Source organism: Gilliamella sp. LMG 34360 (assembly GCF_984568995.1).
The window spans coordinates 829329-849890 of sequence record NZ_OZ474900.1 but is presented as its reverse complement, the minus strand read 5'-3'; the positions used below and the strand labels follow the sequence as shown (position 1 = coordinate 849890).

At 30.6% G+C, this 20562-nt stretch carries 20 protein-coding genes and 1 tRNA gene; 6 read left to right on the top strand and 15 right to left on the bottom strand.

Annotation, left to right across the window (positions count from 1 at the left end):
• Window positions 1-9: 9 nt before the first annotated feature.
• Window positions 10-810, top strand: a complete 801-nt coding sequence (locus AC5LW9_RS03850; RefSeq protein WP_198226382.1) for a hypothetical protein — start codon at window positions 10-12, stop codon at window positions 808-810.
• Between the two features lie 37 nt (window positions 811-847).
• On the opposite strand, the gene nudC is transcribed toward AC5LW9_RS03850, so the two are convergent.
• The 6 genes from nudC to epmB form a co-directional block, all read right to left on the bottom strand.
• Window positions 848-1651: an NAD(+) diphosphatase gene (gene nudC, locus AC5LW9_RS03845; RefSeq protein WP_198226380.1), complete on the bottom strand. Its 804-nt coding sequence runs from the start codon at window positions 1649-1651 to the stop codon at window positions 848-850.
• A gap of 58 nt (window positions 1652-1709) precedes the next feature.
• Complete coding sequence (yidC, locus tag AC5LW9_RS03840) at window positions 1710-3338, bottom strand: membrane protein insertase YidC (RefSeq protein ID WP_198226378.1); 1629 nt, start codon at window positions 3336-3338, stop codon at window positions 1710-1712.
• Entirely contained in the window at window positions 3338-3613 is a 276-nt protein-coding gene (gene yidD, locus AC5LW9_RS03835; protein ID WP_198226718.1) for a membrane protein insertion efficiency factor YidD, read from the bottom strand. Before yidD ends, yidC begins: the two co-directional genes overlap by 1 nt.
• Window positions 3614-3627: 14 nt before the next feature.
• Window positions 3628-3984, bottom strand: coding sequence for a ribonuclease P protein component (gene rnpA, locus AC5LW9_RS03830; RefSeq protein ID WP_198226376.1), 357 nt, complete (start codon window positions 3982-3984; stop codon window positions 3628-3630).
• Window positions 3985-3995: 11 nt separating this feature from the next.
• Window positions 3996-4136, bottom strand: coding sequence for a 50S ribosomal protein L34 (rpmH, locus tag AC5LW9_RS03825; RefSeq protein WP_025314679.1), 141 nt, complete (start codon window positions 4134-4136; stop codon window positions 3996-3998).
• 330 nt (window positions 4137-4466) lie between these two features.
• The gene (epmB, locus tag AC5LW9_RS03820) at window positions 4467-5495 is read right to left on the bottom strand and encodes an EF-P beta-lysylation protein EpmB (protein ID WP_198226374.1); all 1029 of its coding nucleotides are present in this window, start codon (window positions 5493-5495) and stop codon (window positions 4467-4469) included.
• Window positions 5496-5527: 32 nt separating this feature from the next.
• Between epmB and efp the strand changes: the two genes are divergently transcribed.
• Window positions 5528-6094, top strand: coding sequence for an elongation factor P (efp, locus tag AC5LW9_RS03815; RefSeq protein WP_034882790.1), 567 nt, complete (start codon window positions 5528-5530; stop codon window positions 6092-6094).
• 154 nt (window positions 6095-6248) lie between these two features.
• Here efp and trmL read toward each other — a convergent pair whose 3' ends face one another.
• From trmL to thiI, 4 genes are all read right to left on the bottom strand, one after another.
• Entirely contained in the window at window positions 6249-6734 is a 486-nt protein-coding gene (gene trmL / locus AC5LW9_RS03810) for a tRNA (uridine(34)/cytosine(34)/5-carboxymethylaminomethyluridine(34)-2'-O)-methyltransferase TrmL (RefSeq protein ID WP_198235688.1), read from the bottom strand.
• Window positions 6735-6756: 22 nt separating this feature from the next.
• On the bottom strand, window positions 6757-8136 hold the full coding sequence (gene cpxA / locus AC5LW9_RS03805) for an envelope stress sensor histidine kinase CpxA (RefSeq protein ID WP_198226714.1): 1380 nt from the start codon (window positions 8134-8136) through the stop codon (window positions 6757-6759).
• A gap of 41 nt (window positions 8137-8177) precedes the next feature.
• Window positions 8178-8888: a response regulator gene (locus AC5LW9_RS03800; protein WP_198226372.1), complete on the bottom strand. Its 711-nt coding sequence runs from the start codon at window positions 8886-8888 to the stop codon at window positions 8178-8180.
• A gap of 131 nt (window positions 8889-9019) precedes the next feature.
• On the bottom strand, window positions 9020-10471 hold the full coding sequence (thiI, locus tag AC5LW9_RS03795) for a tRNA uracil 4-sulfurtransferase ThiI (RefSeq protein WP_198235609.1): 1452 nt from the start codon (window positions 10469-10471) through the stop codon (window positions 9020-9022).
• A gap of 425 nt (window positions 10472-10896) precedes the next feature.
• Between thiI and secG the strand changes: the two genes are divergently transcribed.
• The 3 genes from secG to AC5LW9_RS03780 all read left to right on the top strand — a co-directional run bounded on the left by secG (window position 10897) and on the right by AC5LW9_RS03780 (window position 12478).
• A complete protein-coding gene (gene secG, locus AC5LW9_RS03790; RefSeq protein ID WP_086326976.1) occupies window positions 10897-11271 on the top strand; it encodes a preprotein translocase subunit SecG in 375 nt (124 codons plus the stop codon).
• A gap of 7 nt (window positions 11272-11278) precedes the next feature.
• Window positions 11279-11364: transfer RNA gene (locus AC5LW9_RS03785), tRNA-Leu, on the top strand.
• A gap of 625 nt (window positions 11365-11989) precedes the next feature.
• On the top strand, window positions 11990-12478 hold the full coding sequence (locus AC5LW9_RS03780; RefSeq protein WP_198235610.1) for a hypothetical protein: 489 nt from the start codon (window positions 11990-11992) through the stop codon (window positions 12476-12478).
• A 207-nt stretch (window positions 12479-12685) separates the two neighbouring features.
• Here the strand turns inward: AC5LW9_RS03780 and AC5LW9_RS03775 are convergent, their stop codons facing one another.
• Complete coding sequence (locus AC5LW9_RS03775; RefSeq protein ID WP_172397822.1) at window positions 12686-13111, bottom strand: MerR family transcriptional regulator; 426 nt, start codon at window positions 13109-13111, stop codon at window positions 12686-12688.
• A gap of 132 nt (window positions 13112-13243) precedes the next feature.
• On the opposite strand from AC5LW9_RS03775, the gene lepA reads away from it, so the two are divergent.
• Window positions 13244-15040: a translation elongation factor 4 gene (lepA, locus tag AC5LW9_RS03770; RefSeq protein ID WP_232352921.1), complete on the top strand. Its 1797-nt coding sequence runs from the start codon at window positions 13244-13246 to the stop codon at window positions 15038-15040.
• 667 nt (window positions 15041-15707) lie between these two features.
• On the opposite strand, the gene AC5LW9_RS03765 is transcribed toward lepA, so the two are convergent.
• From AC5LW9_RS03765 to AC5LW9_RS03750, 4 genes are all read right to left on the bottom strand, one after another.
• Complete coding sequence (locus AC5LW9_RS03765; protein WP_232352922.1) at window positions 15708-17819, bottom strand: peptidase domain-containing ABC transporter; 2112 nt, start codon at window positions 17817-17819, stop codon at window positions 15708-15710.
• Entirely contained in the window at window positions 17812-19104 is a 1293-nt protein-coding gene (locus tag AC5LW9_RS03760; protein WP_198226360.1) for an HlyD family secretion protein, read from the bottom strand. The genes AC5LW9_RS03765 and AC5LW9_RS03760 overlap by 8 nt, the downstream gene beginning before the upstream one ends.
• Before the next feature lie 310 nt (window positions 19105-19414).
• Window positions 19415-19636 carry a hypothetical protein gene (locus AC5LW9_RS03755; RefSeq protein WP_198226358.1) on the bottom strand — a complete coding sequence of 74 codons (222 nt, stop codon included), beginning with the start codon at window positions 19634-19636 and terminating at the stop codon, window positions 19415-19417.
• 572 nt (window positions 19637-20208) lie between these two features.
• A complete protein-coding gene (locus AC5LW9_RS03750; RefSeq protein WP_086326965.1) occupies window positions 20209-20427 on the bottom strand; it encodes a hypothetical protein in 219 nt (72 codons plus the stop codon).
• Window positions 20428-20562: the final 135 nt, after the last annotated feature.

The following is a 20562-nucleotide window of genomic DNA, read 5'->3' as shown; positions in this document are numbered from 1 at the left end:
GATAATGTTATGAAAAAATATATTTCTCTTTTAAATATAAGTTTATGTAGCAGTATATTATTAATTAGTGGTTGTGATGACAAAAAACTAACTAATAGAAACCCAACTCAAATTGCGGTTATTAACAGTTATCTTTTTCATACAGAACCAGAATTATTACCAGATAACAAATTATTTAAACAGCAAAAAATTGAAGGTTCATCGAATAAATTAATTAACTATAATAATTTAGGCTATGTAGATAATTATAATTTAGAAGGATTATATGGTGAAATCAATTATGATAAAGCCAAATACATTTACGGGATGAAAGAAACTAGAAATGAATATGGAATTACCTTTGACAATGCAAAAAACATTCTTGGCATGAAAAATAGTAATGGAGATATCGTTGCTATTTCTGAATTTGATGAGCAAGGCCATTTAGTAGAAACAACTTTATCTCACTTTGCAGAAAATAATATTATTTTTAATAGCAAAATAATTTATGAACAAGATCGAGTTGAGATGGTTTTATATAATGCTTATATTCCAGTTAATGAAAAAACCAAATTTCCTGTGTTAGTACAAGAAAAAGATATTATTTACAATGATAATAATCAATTAGAAAAAACTATCACTAAGTCATTTAAACTATCATCGAATGGTGACATCATAATTAATAACAAAAACGAACAAGAAGTTGAAATAACTGAAACTTGTACTTATTCTGATTATAATGAAAACCGAGATTGGACAAAAGCAATCTGTGTAACGACTGGTAATGAGTCAAAAACCGTTAATTTAATAAGAACCATTGAATATCAATAGATTTATTTATTATTTTTTAATATTAAAGAGAATATGATTAATCATTACCATACTCATCATATTCTCGGCAAAGTATAATGGTATCTTCAATTAAGCGCCGAGCAATAGTCCCATATTCGGGAATCTTAGGTAACTGAGAGTAATGATACCAATTTGCTTCAACTAACTCGCTAGTATCTACATGAATTTCACCACTTTCATAGTCTGCCAAATAAGCCATCATCAATGAATTAGGAAATGGCCAAGGCTGCGAACCTACATAACGAATATTTTTAATTGTTATTTTTGCTTCTTCAAATACTTCTCTCTTAACTGCCATTTCCATCGTTTCACCAATTTCAATAAAACCAGCTAAAACAGTGTATAAACTATCTTGATTATGCCTAACATGTTTTGCCAATAATATTTTATTTTTATTGCGAATAGCGACAATGATAGATGGCGAAATTTGTGGATAATAGCGTTCATTACAGTTGCGACACATACAACACCATTCTGTTGTACTAATATGCATTTCGTGCCCACAATAACCACAATATTTATGAGAACGATAAAACTCTGATAATTGAACGGCTCGTCCAGCCATATAAAATAATGATTGTTCATTATTACCAAGCAAAGTTCGAATTGAACTCATTGCTGTTTTCATTTCTCGGCAAATAAGCCAAGCTGTTTGACCATTCCACTCACCAATAGGTTGGGCAATTAGATTTGTAAAACCTAATTGTCTGGCATTTCCAACAGGAACTTCACCATTTGGTAACCATAGTCGTCCATTTTTACTGACAAACCAATAACCTGTTTCATTACCATTCAAATTTATTTGTTGCTGTATATTCATATCAATTTACACCAAAAACAACGAAAAAGGAGGGTCTTAACCTCCTTTATTATCAATATTATTTCTTTTTCTTCTCGTGAAGTCCTTTTTTCTCAAGTTCCCAATAAATGATGCGTTGCTGGGCAATTGTAAATAAGTTACTTACGATATAGTATAAAACTAAACCTGCTGGAAACCATAAGAAGAATACCGTAAAGATTAATGGCATATAAGTCATTAACCTTTTTTGTAATGGGTCAGCCGCTGGTGTTGGAGACATCATCTGAATTAAAAACATGGTACCGCCCATTAATAAAGGAAAAATATAATAAGGATCTTGTGCGGATAAGTCATAAATCCAAAGCGCAAATGGGGCATGACGTAGCTCTACAGCATTACCTAACATATAGAATAGTGATAAGAAAATTGGCATTTGAATAAATATTGGCAAACAACCACCTAATGGATTTACTTTTTCTTGTTTATAAATCGCCATGGTTTCCATACTCATTTTTTGTTTATCATCACCATAACGTTCTTTCAATGCTTCTATACGAGGTTGTAATAACTTCATTTTTGCCATTGAACGATATTGTGCACGTGTCAATGGGAATAAAATACCACGGACAATAAAAGTAATAATAATAATTGCAACGCCCCAGTTACCTACAAAACTATGAATAAATTTTAACAAATAAAATAGTGGTTGTGATAAGAACCATAACCAACCATAATCAACGGTTAAATCAAGATGATTGGCTGTCTCTTTCAATTGGTCTTGAATTTCAGGTCCCAACCATAATTTTGCACCAATAGTTTGACTATTACCTGGTTGAATAATAGTTGATTCACCTTTGAAACCAATCGTTGCTTGAGATTTGTTAGCTGTAGCCCGAGAATAAAATAAATTGTTTTGATCCTGAGCTGGCACCCATGCCGTTACAAAATAGTGCTGTAGCATTGCAACCCAACCTGTTTGGGTACTTACATCTAAAGCTTTATCTTTTATATCATCAAAACTATATTTACTATAGTTAGTGTTAGAACTAGAATAAGCCGCACCGCGAAAAGCATTTAGGCCTAACCCTCCGCCACCTTCAGTCACAGTACCTTTAGGTAACTCTATAGTTTGTTTTAATTGACCATACATCGAAACATCAATAGGACTTCCACTTTGGTTATTTATGTCATATTGTACATCTATAGCATAATTACCTCGATGTAATATATAATATTTAGTATAGCTAACACCATTAACCTGATAAGTCAGTGGTACACGCAATTCATCTTGTCCATCAGCTAATACGTATTCGGTTTGTTCTGTTTGATATACTGGTCGTTTTGATCCTTGAATTGCATTATCAGGGCCATCTTTACCAGTTAAGCCGCTTTCAGCAACATAAACAAAATCAGGACTTGATGTTAATAATTGGAAAGGAGTACCTGAATGAAGTGTTTGCTCATATTTTAATAATTGAGCAGCTTGCACATCGCCGCCATAAGTATTGATAGTAAGTGATAATACATCTGATTTTACAGTGATTGTTTTACCAAGCACGGCACTATTAGTTGAATTATCTTCCCCTAGCTGTTGTGTTAACTGGTTAATCACAGGCGGCTTGGGAGCATGATCTTCTTCCCACGCTTTCCAAATAAAAAAAGATACAAAAAGTAAAGCAATGACTAAAATATTACGTTGAGATCCCATTAGTGTTTTTCTCTATTGGTTTTAATTTTAGGAGGAACAAAATCTTCTCCTCCTTCATGTAAAGGGTGACATTTTAATACACGTTTAACCATTAGCCAACCACCTTTTATTATTCCAAAGCGTCTTAATGCAATTACAGCATATTGTGAACATGACGGCGTAAAACGGCATTTAGGACCAAATAAGGGACTAAGGATACGTTGATATATCCGAATAAAAAATATAAAAATATTAATTATCAATAAATTAAATGCACAAACATGCCTTTTTATCATTAATTTTAATTTATTTAAATTTTTTGCTTGGCTATGATTCGTTGGCATAGTTTATCAAATATCTCAACTATTTGTTGATTATCTAAGTCAATAACAGGAGATTTAGCCATTAGAATAAAATCAATATTAGGGAATTGATGTTGATGATAACGAAAATATTCCTTCACAAGCCGTTTGATACGGTTACGTTCATGGGCACGCTTTACCTGCTTTTTAGCTATGGCAAATCCCAAACGAGCATGTGCTAAATTATTTTTACGTGAAACAAGCGTAAGGAAAGGAGATCCAGCTCTGATGGATTCTTGGAAAACATAACTGAAATCAAAGGGAGTTAACAATCGCAACTCCCGAGGATAAGTGAATTTAATCACTCAACTTTAAATCAGCTAGCAACAGTTAAACGAACACGGCCTTTAGCACGACGGCGAGCAAGAACTTGACGACCGTTTTTTGTTGCCATACGAGCACGGAAACCGTGAGTTCTATTGCGTTTTAATACTGATGGTTGAAATGTGCGTTTCATGACGATTTATATCCAAATCTAATTTATCAACAAGGTTGTAGAGTGTAAACTCCACAGCATTAATTAAAGAGGTCGGAATTATAGTGTTTATTTCCTTTGTCGTCAATGAGATTTTAACAGATAAATTTTTAAGAAATCCATTAACTCCTGATTAAGATACAATTATATAAAAAACTGATACATACCCTATTAATTTAAGCATATATTTTAATCCTTATTGTCGATAAATAATCAGCAAAATAATAGTTTATGAGATTAATTTATCTTCTTTATAGGCTGATATCATGTATCAAAAACAACTCCAAAAAAGAGATACGAAAATTAAATTTCTTAATTATTAAATGCAATGACACGTTTACTTTTTTCACCACCGATTTCACGCGCTAATTTAGGCACTAAATATCCTGAAACTTGAGCTGCTAGTTGTTTCATTATTTGTTTGGCTTTCTCATCATTTACCATAAAGTGAGCGGCCCCCTGCACCTTATCAAGTAAATGGATGTAATAAGGCAAAATGCCAATATCAAATAGTTTATTACATAATTGCGCTAATGTTTCGGCTTTATCATTAACATTTTTTAATAAAACGCTTTGATTAAACACAGTTACACCTTGATGTTTTAACAGTGAAATAGCTTTAGCTACATTTTCATCAATTTCATTTGGATGATTGATATGAGTAACCATGATAATTTGTAATCGGCTTTTAGCAAATAGCTGACAAAGTGTTGATGTAATTCGTGATGGTATCACAACGGCTAAACGAGTATGAATTCGTAACCGTTTGATGTAAGGTATCTTTTCTAATTCTTTTATCAAAAATTCAATCTCATGATCTTTAGCCATTAAAGGATCTCCTCCAGAAAGAATAATTTCATCAAGTTCTGGGTGATTGGTAATATAATCAAGCGCAATGCTAAGATTCTTTTTATTTCCTTGGTTTTCATGGTAAGGAAAATGTCGCCTAAAACAATAACGACAATTTATGGCACAAGCTGTTTTAGTAATTAATAAAGCACGATTATGATATTTATGTAGTAATCCTGGAATAGTATTTTGTTGTTCATCCAAAGGATCATTACTGTATCCATCTACATTAATCATTTCATGATCATCGCAAAGAACTTGTAATAACAATGGATCTTTATAATTCCCCTTTTTCATTCGATTTATAAAAGCTATAGGAACACGAAGCGGAAATTGTTTTTTCGCTTGTAACATAGTAATTGAAATGGAATTAGGATCTAATTCTAAATAAGAATAAAGTTCCTTGATATCTGTCACGACATTGTTTAGATCTAATATCCATTCATCTTTATTATTTGGTTGTTCAATTTTTTGCTGTATAATATGACTCATTTTTGTAATTCAGAATGATAGTTGGAGCTTTTATGGCATCTTATAGTACAAATGAGTTTAAAGCTGGTCTTAAAATAATGCAAGATGGCGAGCCTTGTGTAATTGTTGAAAATGAATTTTATAAGCCTGGTAAAGGACAAGCAATTAACCGAGTAAAAATTAAAAAACTACTTTCAGGCAAAACAGTTGATAAAACTTTTAAGTCAGGTGAATCAGTTGAAGCCGCTGATGTTGTTGATATGAATTTAACATATTTATACACTGATGGTGAATTCTGGCATTTTATGAATAATGATACTTTTGAACAACTATCTGCCGATGCTAAAGCCGTTGGTGATAATGCAAAATGGTTAGTTGATCAAGCTGAATGTATCTTAACATTGTGGAATGGTCAACCTATCGCTGTTACACCTCCAAATTTTGTTGAATTAGAAGTTATTGAAACCGATCCAGGCTTAAAAGGTGATACTGCAGGAACAGGCGGAAAACCAGCAACTTTATCAACTGGTGCGGTTGTTCGTGTACCATTATTCGTACAAATTGGTGAAGTGCTTAAAGTGGATACTCGTTCAGGTGAATATGTATCACGTGTTAAATAATGATGGTGGTTTTATACAAAAATATTATTAACCAAAAAAAGAGGTTACGTTAACCTCTTTTTTGTTTTAAGTAGTTTTAAATGGTATACATTTAATTCAATGACAACAGATTAATCTTTATATTAATTGTGATAACTTCATTGTTAATAATGAATTAATTAAATTGTTTTGCACCAAAATAATTTAATTGGCGCCATGATTCATAAACCACCACCGCAACAGAATTAGATAAATTCATACTTCGACTATTAGCTAACATAGGAATACGAATCTTTTTATCTTGCGGTAATGCATCAAGAACTGATGCAGGTAAACCTCTAGTTTCGGGACCAAACAACAAAAAATCATTATACTTAAAATTCACTTCACTATGAGATTTTTGACCTTTAGTCGTTAATGCATAAACTTGTGTGATTAGGTTAAGTTGGTTTATCTCTAAAAAATGAGTAAGATTTTTATAACGCGTTACGTTGACAAATTCTTGATAATCAAGACCTGCTCTTCTCAGCTTTTTGTCATCCCAAAAGAATCCCATTGGTTCTATAATATGCAAATTAAAACCTGTATTAGCACAAAGACGGATAATGTTACCAGTATTAGCTGGAATTTCTGGCTCAAATAAAACGATATTTAAGGCAATGTTTGACACAATACTTTCTCTTCTATTGTTTATATTTCTGAATTGGTAATACTATCACAATTCTAAGTCCTCCAAGATGACTTTTCTCTGCTTTAACATTGCCATGATCTTGCATGATGGCATTAGCAACAATAGCTAGCCCTAAACCAGTTCCTCCGGATTGACGATCTCGCGCTTCACTAGTACGATAAAATGGTCTAAAAATTTGCTCAAGTTCCTTGTCAGCTACACCAATTCCATCATCGTCAATACTAATTATTATCTGATTTTGCTGCGCAATAAAGTTAACAACGATTTCATGATTAGAATAGCGGAATGCATTACGTATAACATTTTCAAGAGCACTACATAAAGCCATAGGATAACATAAAATAGTATGACTAGTTGGAAAGTTAGTCACTAAAAACTTTTTCCCTATTTGTTCTGCTTCAAATGTAGCATTATCAAGTACTTGTTTGAATAATAGATTAATTTTCTTAAATTGACGAATTTCATTATTATCATATTGCTGTCTTGCTAATGACAATAAATCACCAATCATAGAATCAAGCTTTAATGCTTCATTATTGATACGTATAACTTCATTACTTTCGCCTTGTTTACGTCGTAATAAAGATGTTGCAAGTTGTAAACGTGTTAAAGGAGTACGAAGTTCATGGGAAATATCGGAAAATAGACGTTGTTGTACTTCTTGCATCCGTTTAAGTTCTCTTAACATATGGTTAAAGCTAGCGCCTGTTGCTTTATATTCAGTAGATCCTATTTTTTCTAGCTCAGGCCACTCTTGTAAATTACCTTTAGCAACCTGATCTGCCGCTTTTTTTAATCCTCTTGCAGGTTTAGCGATACTCCATGATAACCATAGTAAAAAAGGAGAACTGATTAACATCATTAGTGTTAATAACAATAGAGGATGATCAAAAAGTAAATTAACAAATTGAGATTGAACATCGGATGCTGGTTGTAAAACATATAATTGATATGGTTCATCAGCATAATGAACCAAAAATGGTCCTATAATTTCTTGGAAATCATAAATCTTCTTAGCTGGATCTGAAATATTATGTGATATTTCGCTAAAATTTCTAACTAAATCAATATTCTTGGTGTCGGCAGTAATATATTGCTCATTTGGAGTGACAATAAATAAAAATTGACCAGATTTTTGGTAAGTATCCATTACAACAATAAAACGCATCCACCAACGAAAGCTATCTTTAGGTACATTGGATAGATCTTTTTCTATTTGTTTAGCTAACTCGTTACCGGTTTCTCGCTCTTTATTTGCAATGTAAGTTAAGTTTCTAGAATCTAAATTTGGTAATAAAATGATTAATGCTAAAAAAAAAGCTATCGTCAAAAGGAAGATAGTGAAAATTCGAACAGTTAAACGATCAAAAATCCACATATCACCACACCTAATTTAAAACTATACTGATTTCGTTATACATCATCATGATTATCAATAACAAATAAATATCCCTTAGAACGTAAGGTTTTAATCCACGGTAAACCATCACTACGAGGAGGAAGTTTTTTCCTTAAATTAGATACATGGACATCAATTGAGCGAGCAAGCGGAATAAATTCCTTACCTAAGACTGTTTCGCTCAACGTATCTCTAGATATGATTTTACCACCATTTTCAAGAAATTTAAGTAATACTTGAAATTCCGTACCAGTTAATTCTATATACTTATTATCATAATAAACTGACTGCTGTTTTCGATTTAATACCAATTTATCAACTGTATACTGTTGAGGAAGATCATCTGTTTCATTAACTAAATTATCCCAGCGCGTTCTACGTAATAGCGCGTTGATTCTAGCTATAAGTTCTCTATCATTGAAAGGTTTTAAAATATAATCATCAGCACCAAGTTCAAGCCCAATAATTTTATCATATTCATTATCTTTAGCCGTTAAAAAAATAACAGGGACAGTAAATTTGCTTCTAAGTTGAGATAACACATTTAATCCATTCATTTCAGGCATCATTATATCGAGCAGAACCAAATCAAATGACATATCAAACTTCTCTAAAGCTTGCACGCCATTATTCGCCGTTTCAACTTCAAACCCCTCTAGTTCAAGAAGCTCGGATAACAACGAGGCGATTTCTGGATCATCATCCACTACAAGTAATTTGTTCATTACAATCCTCTGTTTACTCATATATCATATTTATTTTTATCGAATTACATCAAGGTTTCACACTTTGCCAAATTATTATATATGCAAAAAATGCTATCAATACTAACAATATAGTAAATAATTGTTAAGTTCTACAATTTTAATACGTTAACATTAGAAAAACCTTGATCAATAAGATAAAGTGCTTGTAATTTACTCATCACTCCACGGTTACAATAAAGCAAATACTGCTTGCTTTGATCCAAATCACCAAATTGGGAGGCTAATTTATAAAAAGGAATTATTTTAATTTCAACATTATCGCCTAATAGTAAAGGATCATCCTCTTGTTCATCTGATGGGCGAATATCAATAATAATATGATCGTTATTAAGAGTCGATACGGTTTCAACCTGTTGAATTGTTGTGTCTGATTGTTTAGCTATTTCACGAATATCAATGTTTTCTGCATCTTCTATAGCTTTATTAAGTATTGAAAAATCAAAATTCAACTCTTCTGCTTCAATTTTTTCTTTAATGGCTTTGACAGTTGGACTTTTAGATATTACACCACAAAATTCAGGCATGGTTTTAGCAATATCTTCAGTGCCGATTTGTCGAGCAAGATTGATAATGGTTTCTTTATCGTGAGTGATTAGTGGACGTAAAATCAATGTATCACTAACATTGTCAATTAAGCGTAAATTAGTTAATGTTTGACTTGATACTTGACCAAGAGCTTCACCTGTCACAAGAGCTTGTACATTATAACGCTGAGCTATTTTAGATGCGGCACGGATCATCATTCTTTTTAAGATTACACCCATTTGTCCATCATCAATTTTTTCCAAAATCTCACCAACAACATCTGAAAAATTGATAGCAATAAAACGTACTTTATGTGAACTTCCAAAACGTTCCCATAAATAGTGAGCCATCTGTTTTACACCAATTTCGTGAGTTTTTCCTCCAAGATTAAAAAAACAGTAATGAACTCGACTACCTCGTCGCATCAGCATATAACTTGATACACCTGAGTCAAATCCACCAGAAATCAGTGAGATAACATCTTCTTGAGTACCAGTTGGGAAACCACCAATACCATCATGTCGACCTTTAACAAGTAATAACTTATCATTGTCAATTTCTAAATTAACCGTAACCTCAGGGCGTGTTAGCTTTACCTTAGCTGAAGGCACATATTTATTAAGTCCACCACCAACGTAACGTTCAACATCAATTGAAGTAAAGTCATGCTTTCCTCTGCGTTTAACCCTTACACAAAAAGTTTTATTTTCAATTAAAGGGGCATAGTAATTTAAAGCTTTTTCGAAAATATCATGCATATCGACATAAGTTAGTTCATCGACAGCTAGAATATGATGAATACCTGGGATTCGGGTTAGTAGTTCTAGAATTAAGGATTCACTATTTGCTATTTTTGGACGAACTTCAATAAAATCCCAATGACGAATAACAGCAACATCTTCTATATGATGTTTTAATATATTACGAATATTGCTAGTTAATATTTTGATAAAACGTAAACGAACGGAATCACTTTTAATCGTGATTTCAGGAAAGAGTTTAACAATAAATTTCATAAAACTAAGATATGTTCTAAATAAAAATAGCGGTCATTATACTGTTTTTCTAAAAAAACATACAATTTAATCCAACAAATATTGAATCTAAAATGGATTAGAAAAACAATTTGTTATATCAAATCATTTGAAAATATTAATTTAAAATGATATTTATTACTGTAACTTGATCATAATTGATGTAATAAAGTTTTATTTTGTATCTAAAAATAAAGAATTTCTATAAATCAACTACCCTACCGATTAAAAACAGTAAACGAATATAATTTTTTTGTATAAAAATTAATATTGATAATAGTTTTAAAACGTCGAAACTCAAATTATACCAACAATACCTTAAATTTTACTTGCTTGTTGCTCTGTCTTTCGTTAATATTTCGCTTCAATAAATTCTGTTGTATAAAACATAAAATTGACAGGTTGAAATGTACGGACTTTTAATTATAAGTTATTTGATCATTGCACTAGCAATAATCGTATTAGTTTTAATTCAGCGAGGAAAAGGCGCCGATATGGGGTCTTCTTTTGGTGCGGGTGCGTCAGCAACTTTATTTGGTTCATCAGGAAGTGGGAACTTTTTGACTCGCACAACAACTTTATTAGGTATATTATTTTTTGTGATAAGTATTGTTTTATCTAATTTAGGTAGTCGTGCTCACATCACCTCAACTGGTGAATTTGATAATCTCGAAGATACTGCTCCGGTAACAACTCAGCAAAGCGAGAGTGGCATTACTCCAACAACAGATCCTGTTGTTCAACCTGGACAAATAAATCCAACATCAGATATTCCTGAATAAAAACGGCGCCGTGGTGGTGAAATTGGTAGACACGCTATCTTGAGGGGGTAGTGCTCTAAGGGCATGCGGGTTCAAGTCCCGCCCACGGCACCAAATCAATAAACAGAAACATTCTTTTAAATTCTTTAAAACACATCAAAACTAACAAACACAAGGCTTAACGTCTATTCTGTTATTCATTAAGCATCAGTAAGATACACATTTACAACCAAATTTTTTAGGTATATGAATAGTTATACGGATGCAATATAACTAAAAATCGTGTAACTATGGTACGTATAACCACCTCGTTAATTAATATCCAAATCAAAACGTTATTTTGTCAACAAATAAAAATATATAATACTAAATTAATCATGTTATTAAACATACTATTATATTTTTTACTTAGCAATTATCACTAATAAAACATAACATCTAAAAATTATTTTATTTAGAATAATTAATTTTTAGAATATAAACCACCATTAGTAAATTTTTGAAATATGACCTATCCTTATTTTTAGATATAAATTGATGATACTTTTTATAAAGGTTTATTTTTTTGTTTAAATCATAAGAAATCAATTATTATTAAAAAAGCGAAAGAAAAATATAAAAAAGTATATATCACCTCTATTTTCGGCTATGCTATAAAAGTTCATTTAATAGTTTTTCTATTAGTCTTTATTCTCTTTTTTTATCAAAATAATTACTAAACTCATCAATGGAATATATTATGAAAAAATTAATATCAATATTATTGTTAAGTAGTTTATTTTGCAGTCATAGTTATGCTAATGAAAACCAAAGTAGTTTTCAAAAACAACCTAAGTCACAAAATAATAACCAATACACAGAGTATAAAGCTCAGTTGGCTGATAATGTTTTTTTATCATTTTTTGTCGATAACCAAGAGCAAAAGGCAATACCTGTATTATTTAAAGATGGTAAAAAATATCAACCGTTGAGTGTTGAATTTTGTGTTAAAGATTCTGATGAATGTTGGCGACAATTCCTTTATCATAATTCACTTTCCAAAATTACCTTTAACTTTGATAAACCAGAAAATAAAAAAGATTTATTAGAATGGAAAATAGACTATATTGATAACAATCAACTAGTCACTACTGATTTTATGCTTCCTCCGAAAACAGGAGCTTTACCAAATGGTGATGACGACTATGATCCTTATATTCTTTGGCAATCTGACTTAAGTAATTTCTAAAATTACCTTATGATTCTCGAATAAGATAAATAAGTTAATATAATTGAGATAATGACTGAGTTCTAAGCAGATTTTTATCAATTATATTAGCTTATACCTTTTAAAAAACTAAAAATTATTTATTCTTAACCAATTATACTTAAAGATACAATATAAAAGGTCTCGTCTCTTTTTAGTTATAAATTTTATCAATAATAACTTATTTTTTTATTTAAGATTATTACTCTTTTTGTAATAACTTTTCTTAAACCTTAATAATGCTAATTGCTCATTTAGTTCAGTTATGGTATCAATTAAAATCTTTTCTTGTTGATTAATGATAGTTAGACGTTCATCCAATGTTTCATCACCTTGTAAGCATAACTTAACATAATGTTGTACCTCTTTAATTGACATATTCGCATTACGTAAGCATTCAATCAATTTTGCCCATTGCAAATCTGCATCAGAGAAAAGTCGCTTTTCGTTCTGATCGCGTTGTAGAAATGGAAATAATTTCAATGAATCATAATACCTTAGTGTATGTACTGATAGGCCTAACATTTTAGCTGCTTTAGTCACTGTATACTTAGGTGTTTGGTTTAGTTCACCATTTTGAGCTATTGATGCAATACAGTCATTTATATTTACCATATTTATACCCATGTATTCATAAAAATCAATTAAATAGCTTATTAATCATAATGATTTGATAAACTTGACTTAGAGTTACTCTAACCATTATAGTTCACGCCAATATTTAATAAAAGTATGGGAGAAATTAAAATGAACCCAAATAATATAAGAAATTTTTGTATTATTGCCCATATCGATCACGGTAAATCGACTCTAGCTGATAGATTAATTGAGATGACAAATACGGTCTCTGAACGTGATATGAAAGAGCAATTATTAGATAACATGGATCTTGAAAGAGAACGTGGTATTACTATTAAGCTTCAAACTGTTCGTATGTATTATAAAGCATCTGATAGTATTGAATATGAATTAAATCTAATTGATACCCCTGGCCATACAGATTTCAATTATGAAGTTTCACGGAGTTTAGCTGCTTGTGAAGGTGCATTGTTACTTGTTGATGCTACCCAAGGCGTGCAGGCACAAACTATTGCAAATTTGAAATTAGCTCAAGAACAACATTTAACTATCATTCCTGTTATTAATAAAATTGATATGCCAAATGCTGATACTGAAAGTGTAATTAAGGAACTTGAAGAACTTGAGGGTATAAATTTAGACAATGCTATTTTAGCTTCGGCTAAAACTGGGATTGGAGTTGACAACATTTTAGAATCCATCATTGAAAATATTCCTGCACCTGAAGGCAACAAAGATAAACCTCTTCAGGCATTAATATTTGATTCCCATTATGATGTCTACCGAGGTGTTGTGCTACATGTTCGCATTTTTAATGGTTCAATTCGTACTGGGATGAAAATTAAAATGCTCAAAAGTGAGCTTGAATTTGAAGCGTTACAAGTAGGGGTATTTTTACCTGCCATGAAATCGGTCGAAGAACTTATGGCTGGTGAAGTAGGATTTATTTCTACAAATATTAAAATTGTGTCAAATGTAAAAGTGGGTGATACATTAATTGAACCCAATAAACCTGATACCAATGCAGTGCCTGGTTATAAAGAGGTTAAACCAATGGTTTATGCCGGCCTATTTCCAATAAAAAATGAAGATCAAGAAAAACTGAAAGATGCCGTTGAAAAATTATCGCTTAACGATTCAGCATTCATTTATAAACAAGAAAATTCAATGGCACTTGGAGCGGGATTTCGATGTGGATTTCTAGGTATTTTGCATATGGAAATTATTCAAGAAAGACTTGAACGAGAATATGGAATCGAAATTCTATCTACATTTCCTAGCGTTGAATATCGTGTAACGTTAAAAAATGGTGAAATTATTAGCGTTAACAACCCTATGTTACTGCCGAGTTTTGAAAAGATCGAGTATATTGAAGAACCATTTATTGATGCAGCAATTATTATTCCTATGGAAAATATTGGCGAAATTATGGAACTCTGTCAGGAAAAACGCGGTATTTATGTCGATATGATTTATCTGAATAATAAAATGGCCGAGTTGACATTTAAACTGCCAATTTCAGAAATTGCTTATAATTTTTATGATTCACTTAAATCAATTACTCATGGATATGCATCAATAGATTATCGAGACCGATGTTATATTGTAACTGATTTGGTTAAAATGGATATTTGGCTGAATGATGAAATTGTCGATGCTTTTTCCTTTATTTTGCCAAGAGATAAGAGCTTTGAACGCGGTAAACAAATAGTTCAAAAAATGAAACATGTTATACCTCGTAAACTCTACCCAATGCCAGTACAATCAGTAGTTGAAAATAAAGTCATTGCAAGGGAAGACATTCCACCATTACGTAAAAGTGTAACAGGACGTGGCTATTCCGGATCTGCATCCAAAAAGAAAAAGATAGCTAAAAATATTAAGGAAAATAAAATTAGGCAACGTAAGTTTGGCAGTGTTGATATCCCACAAGAAGCATTTCATGCGGTATTGGATATTCATTGATAATACTAATAGTTGCTGTATTAATTGTATATAATTTAATATTTTGTTATTTTCTAATAAACTCGGATAAAGAAAGTTTTGCTGACAATCGTTGGCAAAACTTTTTATCGTACATAATATAAATTATTTTTTATGTAATCCCACTTAACACAACAATATAAAGTTCTCGATAACAGAAAATTAATGATGACATTATATACCTGTGGTATTAGCTACTGTGTTCTTACTATATCTTTATTTTTGTATTTAGATAATTATCATATTCTATAGACTTAGTATTCTGAACATAACTAAAACAAAAAAACTTAAATAACTATTTTTTTAATTATTGAATCTCAATATTCAGAATAAACTAACTTAAATAATTTTTTTACTCTTAATTTTAATGTGCAACTTTCTGCAAATAGAGAAGTGAAAATGAGAAGCGAAAAATATCAGGAATATTACTATTGCAGAAAATTTTCTAATTAAACATGGTAGTAACAATGTTTATACTAGCTTTAATTCTTTTGTCATCCAAAATTATAAATCACATATTATTGTTAATAAATTGAAGTATTTTATCATCTCAAACTACTTCTTTAATTTTAAAAAACTTTATTACCTATTTATATGTGAAAATTTTTGCTTCTCATTATTTATTTTTGTCTATTTTACTTGCTAATTTTTAACGGTTTACTGAACCAATATCAACAATACGATCAGCACTTTCTATTGTTGATTTTCGATGAGCGATAATAATACGCGTTATTTTTAATGAAGATATTGCCTTATTAATTGTAAATTCATTATCATCATCTAGATGACTTGTTGCTTCGTCAAGAAATAATAAACAAGGTTTACGATACAATGCTCTTGCAATTAGCAACCGTTGTTTTTGCCCACCAGATAAGCTATTTCCTAACTCACTCACTAACGTTTCGTATCCCATAGGCATACTCATAATTTCGTTATGAATATTGCAATATTTTGCACATTCAACAAGCCATTCATAATTTTTTTCAGTATCGAAACTTGAAATATTATCAGATATAGAACCAGCAAAAAGTTTATCATTTTGTAATACACTACCAATAATATCTCTATAATTATTGACACCAAATTTATAAATATCAATTCCGTTTATAAGAACTTCACCATGTGTAGGTGTAAGCAATCCATTCATAACTTTCATCAATGTTGTTTTACCCGCACCTGATGGACCAATAATTGCAACACTTTCACCTGCTCGAATTTTCATGTTTATATTAGTAAAAATAGGTTTAGAAAGATTATCGTATTGATACGCTATATCGCGCAATTCAAATTCAACAGGAATATCTTTAGGGAATGAGTATTTTGATTCAATATCATTTTCAGTATCAGTTAACACAATATCGGTTAGTCGTTCAGTATGTAAATTTAGCATTTTCAAATCTAATACCATATTTATCAAATTTGCAGCCTGTTCTGAGAATTGAGCTCGATATGCAGTAAATGCGATAAACATACCTAGCGTCATCTTATCATCCATAACAAGTGCAGCACCAATCCACAATATTGACGTTTGCTCAATCATCATAATCAATGTGTTAACACCACTAAATATCATTTCTAATTTAGTAAGACGAATATTTGCGTTAGTTGTATCAATATTCATATTGAGCCAATATTGAGCCCTTGACTCAGTGAGTTTCAGTGATTTTAAGGTATCAATACCATATAAGCTTTCCATAAAATGGGAATTAGCTTTTGCCTCTTTCACTATTTTTTCTTCTGATGCTTGTCGATAACGCTGATAGGTTGCCACACGTAATATTATATATATTAGAGTAAAACCACAGACAATCCATACCAACCAGCCCCCATACAAAAACATCATGATAAAAACACCAATTGACATCAAAATATTAATAATACTTTTTACTATATTATTAGTTAGTGTTTTACAAATTATTTCTAAGGATGAAAAACGAGACTGAATATCACCAAGTTTTCTTTTTTCAAAATAAGCTAATGGTAACTTCATTAAATGACCAAAAAGACCTGCTTTCCATTGAATATCGACTAAAGATCCCATAATTAATGATGACCAAGAACGTAACATAGCAATAAATGTTCTAAATAATATAAAAAACAGTAATCCTACACAGATTAATCCGAGTAAACTATGATCTTTTGCCATAATTACATGGTCCATGACCAATTGAGTTCCAACGGGTAGCAATAAATTAATGGATTCTATAATGATAGATAGTGATAAAATTTTAACTAAAAACCCTTTTAAACCATCAATTTGAAAGAGCATTTTAATCAAACTAAGTTGACTGCGTTCTGTGCGAGGTTTAAACTCTTTATCTGGCCACAACTCAAGCGCTATCCCACTAAAATGTTTTGACATTTCATTAAGACCTACTTCACGGCGACCAAATGCAGGGTCATGTAAAATAAATTTACTTTTTTTAACCGCAACTAATACAACAAAATGATTGAGATCCCAATGTAAAATACAAGGGGTTTTTAACTGTTTTATCTCATTTAAATCTAAGGAAAGTGGACGGCTTCTTAAATGTACAGAAGCTGACATATTAATTAATGTAGCAAGAGTTACTCCATGTGATGACACGCCAATTTGATTCCTTAGACTAAATAAATCTACGTTCATCCCATAATAACGGCAAATCATAGTTAAACATGCAAGACCACATTCAGCTGCTTCTGTCTGTATAATTTGTGGTATTTTTCTTTTCCAACCAAAATGTAAACTTTGAAGTATATGCTGAAACTGATTTCTATTCATTGATTGGTCCTGTAATACTTTTCTGAATATCATAAAAAGGTGATAGCATCCATTGATAAATAGGTCTTTTTTCTAAAAATAGAGTAATGTCAGCTTTCATTCCATTTGTTAATTTAATTTTACTATTAAATTTAACCATTTGTTGTTTATCCAGCGAAACCATTACTTTGTAGTAAGCTTGATAATTAATATTATTTTGAGATAATGGCGAACTACTATACGTTGACATTTCTTGGCTAGAGGCAGGCACATTGGATATTGACATAATTTCACCTGAAAACTGCCCAAATTTTTGATAAGGATAAGCTTCATAACGAATATTAATCTTATCATTAACTGAAATATAAGGAACACTTTCATTAGGTGCCCAAAGAACTAAATAGTAACTATCAGCATTAGCAGGGATAAGTTGTGCTAGACTATCATCTGTTTTTACCATCTGACCGTCTGTTACACTAAGTGATTCAATTCGCCCATCACTAGGAGCGCTAATAATTAATGTTCCTTTAGCATTTACTTCTGTTAATTGACGTTGTAGAGCATTTAATTGAAATTGGTATTCAGATATTTTGTTATCAAAATCAGCTATTTTTGTAACTAATTCGCTATTGAGTTGTATGATACTTAAGTTCTCTTGTATTATTTGATTTTGTAAAAATTGATAAGAATTTTGTTGCTGATAATATAAATATCTTTGATTATTGAATTGTTCATTATTAATAAGTCCCTTTTTTTGGTAATCAGCATAGTTTTGCATGCTTTCAAACATTTCACTCATACCTTTTTCTGCATTTTTGACGAGTAATAATGAATCTTGATGAAATCTATTATATTCATCTATTTGTTGTTTCAATGCATTTGATGTGATTAGTTTATTTTCTTTTAGAGTTTCGATAATTTCGTATATATTATTGATTTGATTATTAATTGATTCGATTGTGTTTTGAGTGACATTACCTAACTGCGTAGTTTGACTAACATCTAAATCATAAATGGGGTCACCTTTTTTAACTTTATCGCCTACTTTTACATGAGAGTTAATAATAAAACCTTGCTGTGTTGAAAATAAATTAATCGCTCTTGGTTGTGTAGTTATTTCACCTGGTACATTAATTCGTCTAGTATAAGTACCGAATATGGCAGCAAGTACTAAAACGATAATAAAAACAATCGATAATAAAAAGACAAACCATGCAGAATACCCTTTTATTAATAATGCTTTTCCCATCCATTTTGCTTTCTGGTAATTAATAGCTTCTTGACGAAACAATCCATTATTTTCCATAAAATATTTTACCTGTTTGTACTTTTATACTTAGTTGTTAATAATAATTTTTATTATTTAATTATTTCAATAATTTATTCAATTATATAAGTTTTAATTTTGATAAAAAAATCACGTTTAAAATATATTAATAAGTCTATTACTGAATATAATTTACTTAAAAATCAGATCGATTCCATAATATATGACCAACCAAATAAAATAAGTTCTTAATTAAATTTTTGTTTATTTTCAAATAACTAGATCATTTTTTAAAACAAAACGAGAAGCGAACAATCGCTTCTCGTTTAACTATATTAAACAATATTAATTAAAAACGAACAGAACCTGGAAAATGTAGACCTAAATGAGTTTCTACAATCTTACCAATATTTTCGCCTAATATTTGACCTGCATTTTGGGAAGATTGAGTTAAATCATTATTGATTGCATCAATTACAGCACCAATGCCTGCACCTAAAGCACCTGCTGCATCCATAATAGCACCAGCTCCAGAAACTTGTTCAACTTCAATTAAATTTAATTCTTTCATAATATGTTCCTTTTTTCCATAATAATTTTTTGCAAATTTGAATTAAAAAACACCAATTATTACATGGTATCAATTAAATTCATGATCATTTAAACAGAAAATAAAATATCGATCAAGTCAATTATTATTACGCATAATTTTCACATGAAAAAAATGAAGGTTTAATTGAACATAAATGTTTTAAAATTAATGATTATTTTTACTTAATATTAACTTTTTATAGATAAAAAATTAATGTTAGGTAAGCAAAAGGAGGTTGTTATTTTTTTGATAGTATGAAGGTAAACAAGAAAAATAATTTCATATACATGTTTCCCTTTTCAAATTAATTGATGATAAATAAGGAAATAATGACAAAATTTTTACTTTCATATTCATGGATAATTTATATCTAATAAAATCCATATAGAAATAAACCATTTAACATGTTAGTTGATATTTTAATTTAACAATTATTAATGATTTCAAAATAAAAACGCTAAATTTTACCTTTAAGGTATATATTTCATTCCTATATGATTTTTAACAATAAAACGAGAAGCGAATAATCGCTTCCCGTTTTAAGACATTAATTAAGGACGAAGTGTTGGGAAAGGTAAGCCGATAATAGCTTCAACAACTTGACCGATACCTTGGCCTAATAATCTACCTGAATCTTGTCCAGCAGTGCTTACGTTATGATGAGCTGCATCAACAACAGCACCAATACCAGCACCTAAAGCACCGCCTGCATCAGCGATCCAGCCAGCACCAGAAACTTGTTCTACTTCTACTAAATTTAATTCTTTCATAATGTGTTCCTTTTTTCCACAATAGTTATTTTCAATACTAGAATCTAAAAAATACCATTAATACATGGTACTGTTTAAACTCATAAATATTTAAACAGAAAATAAAATTTGAATCAAGTCAATTATGATTACAGT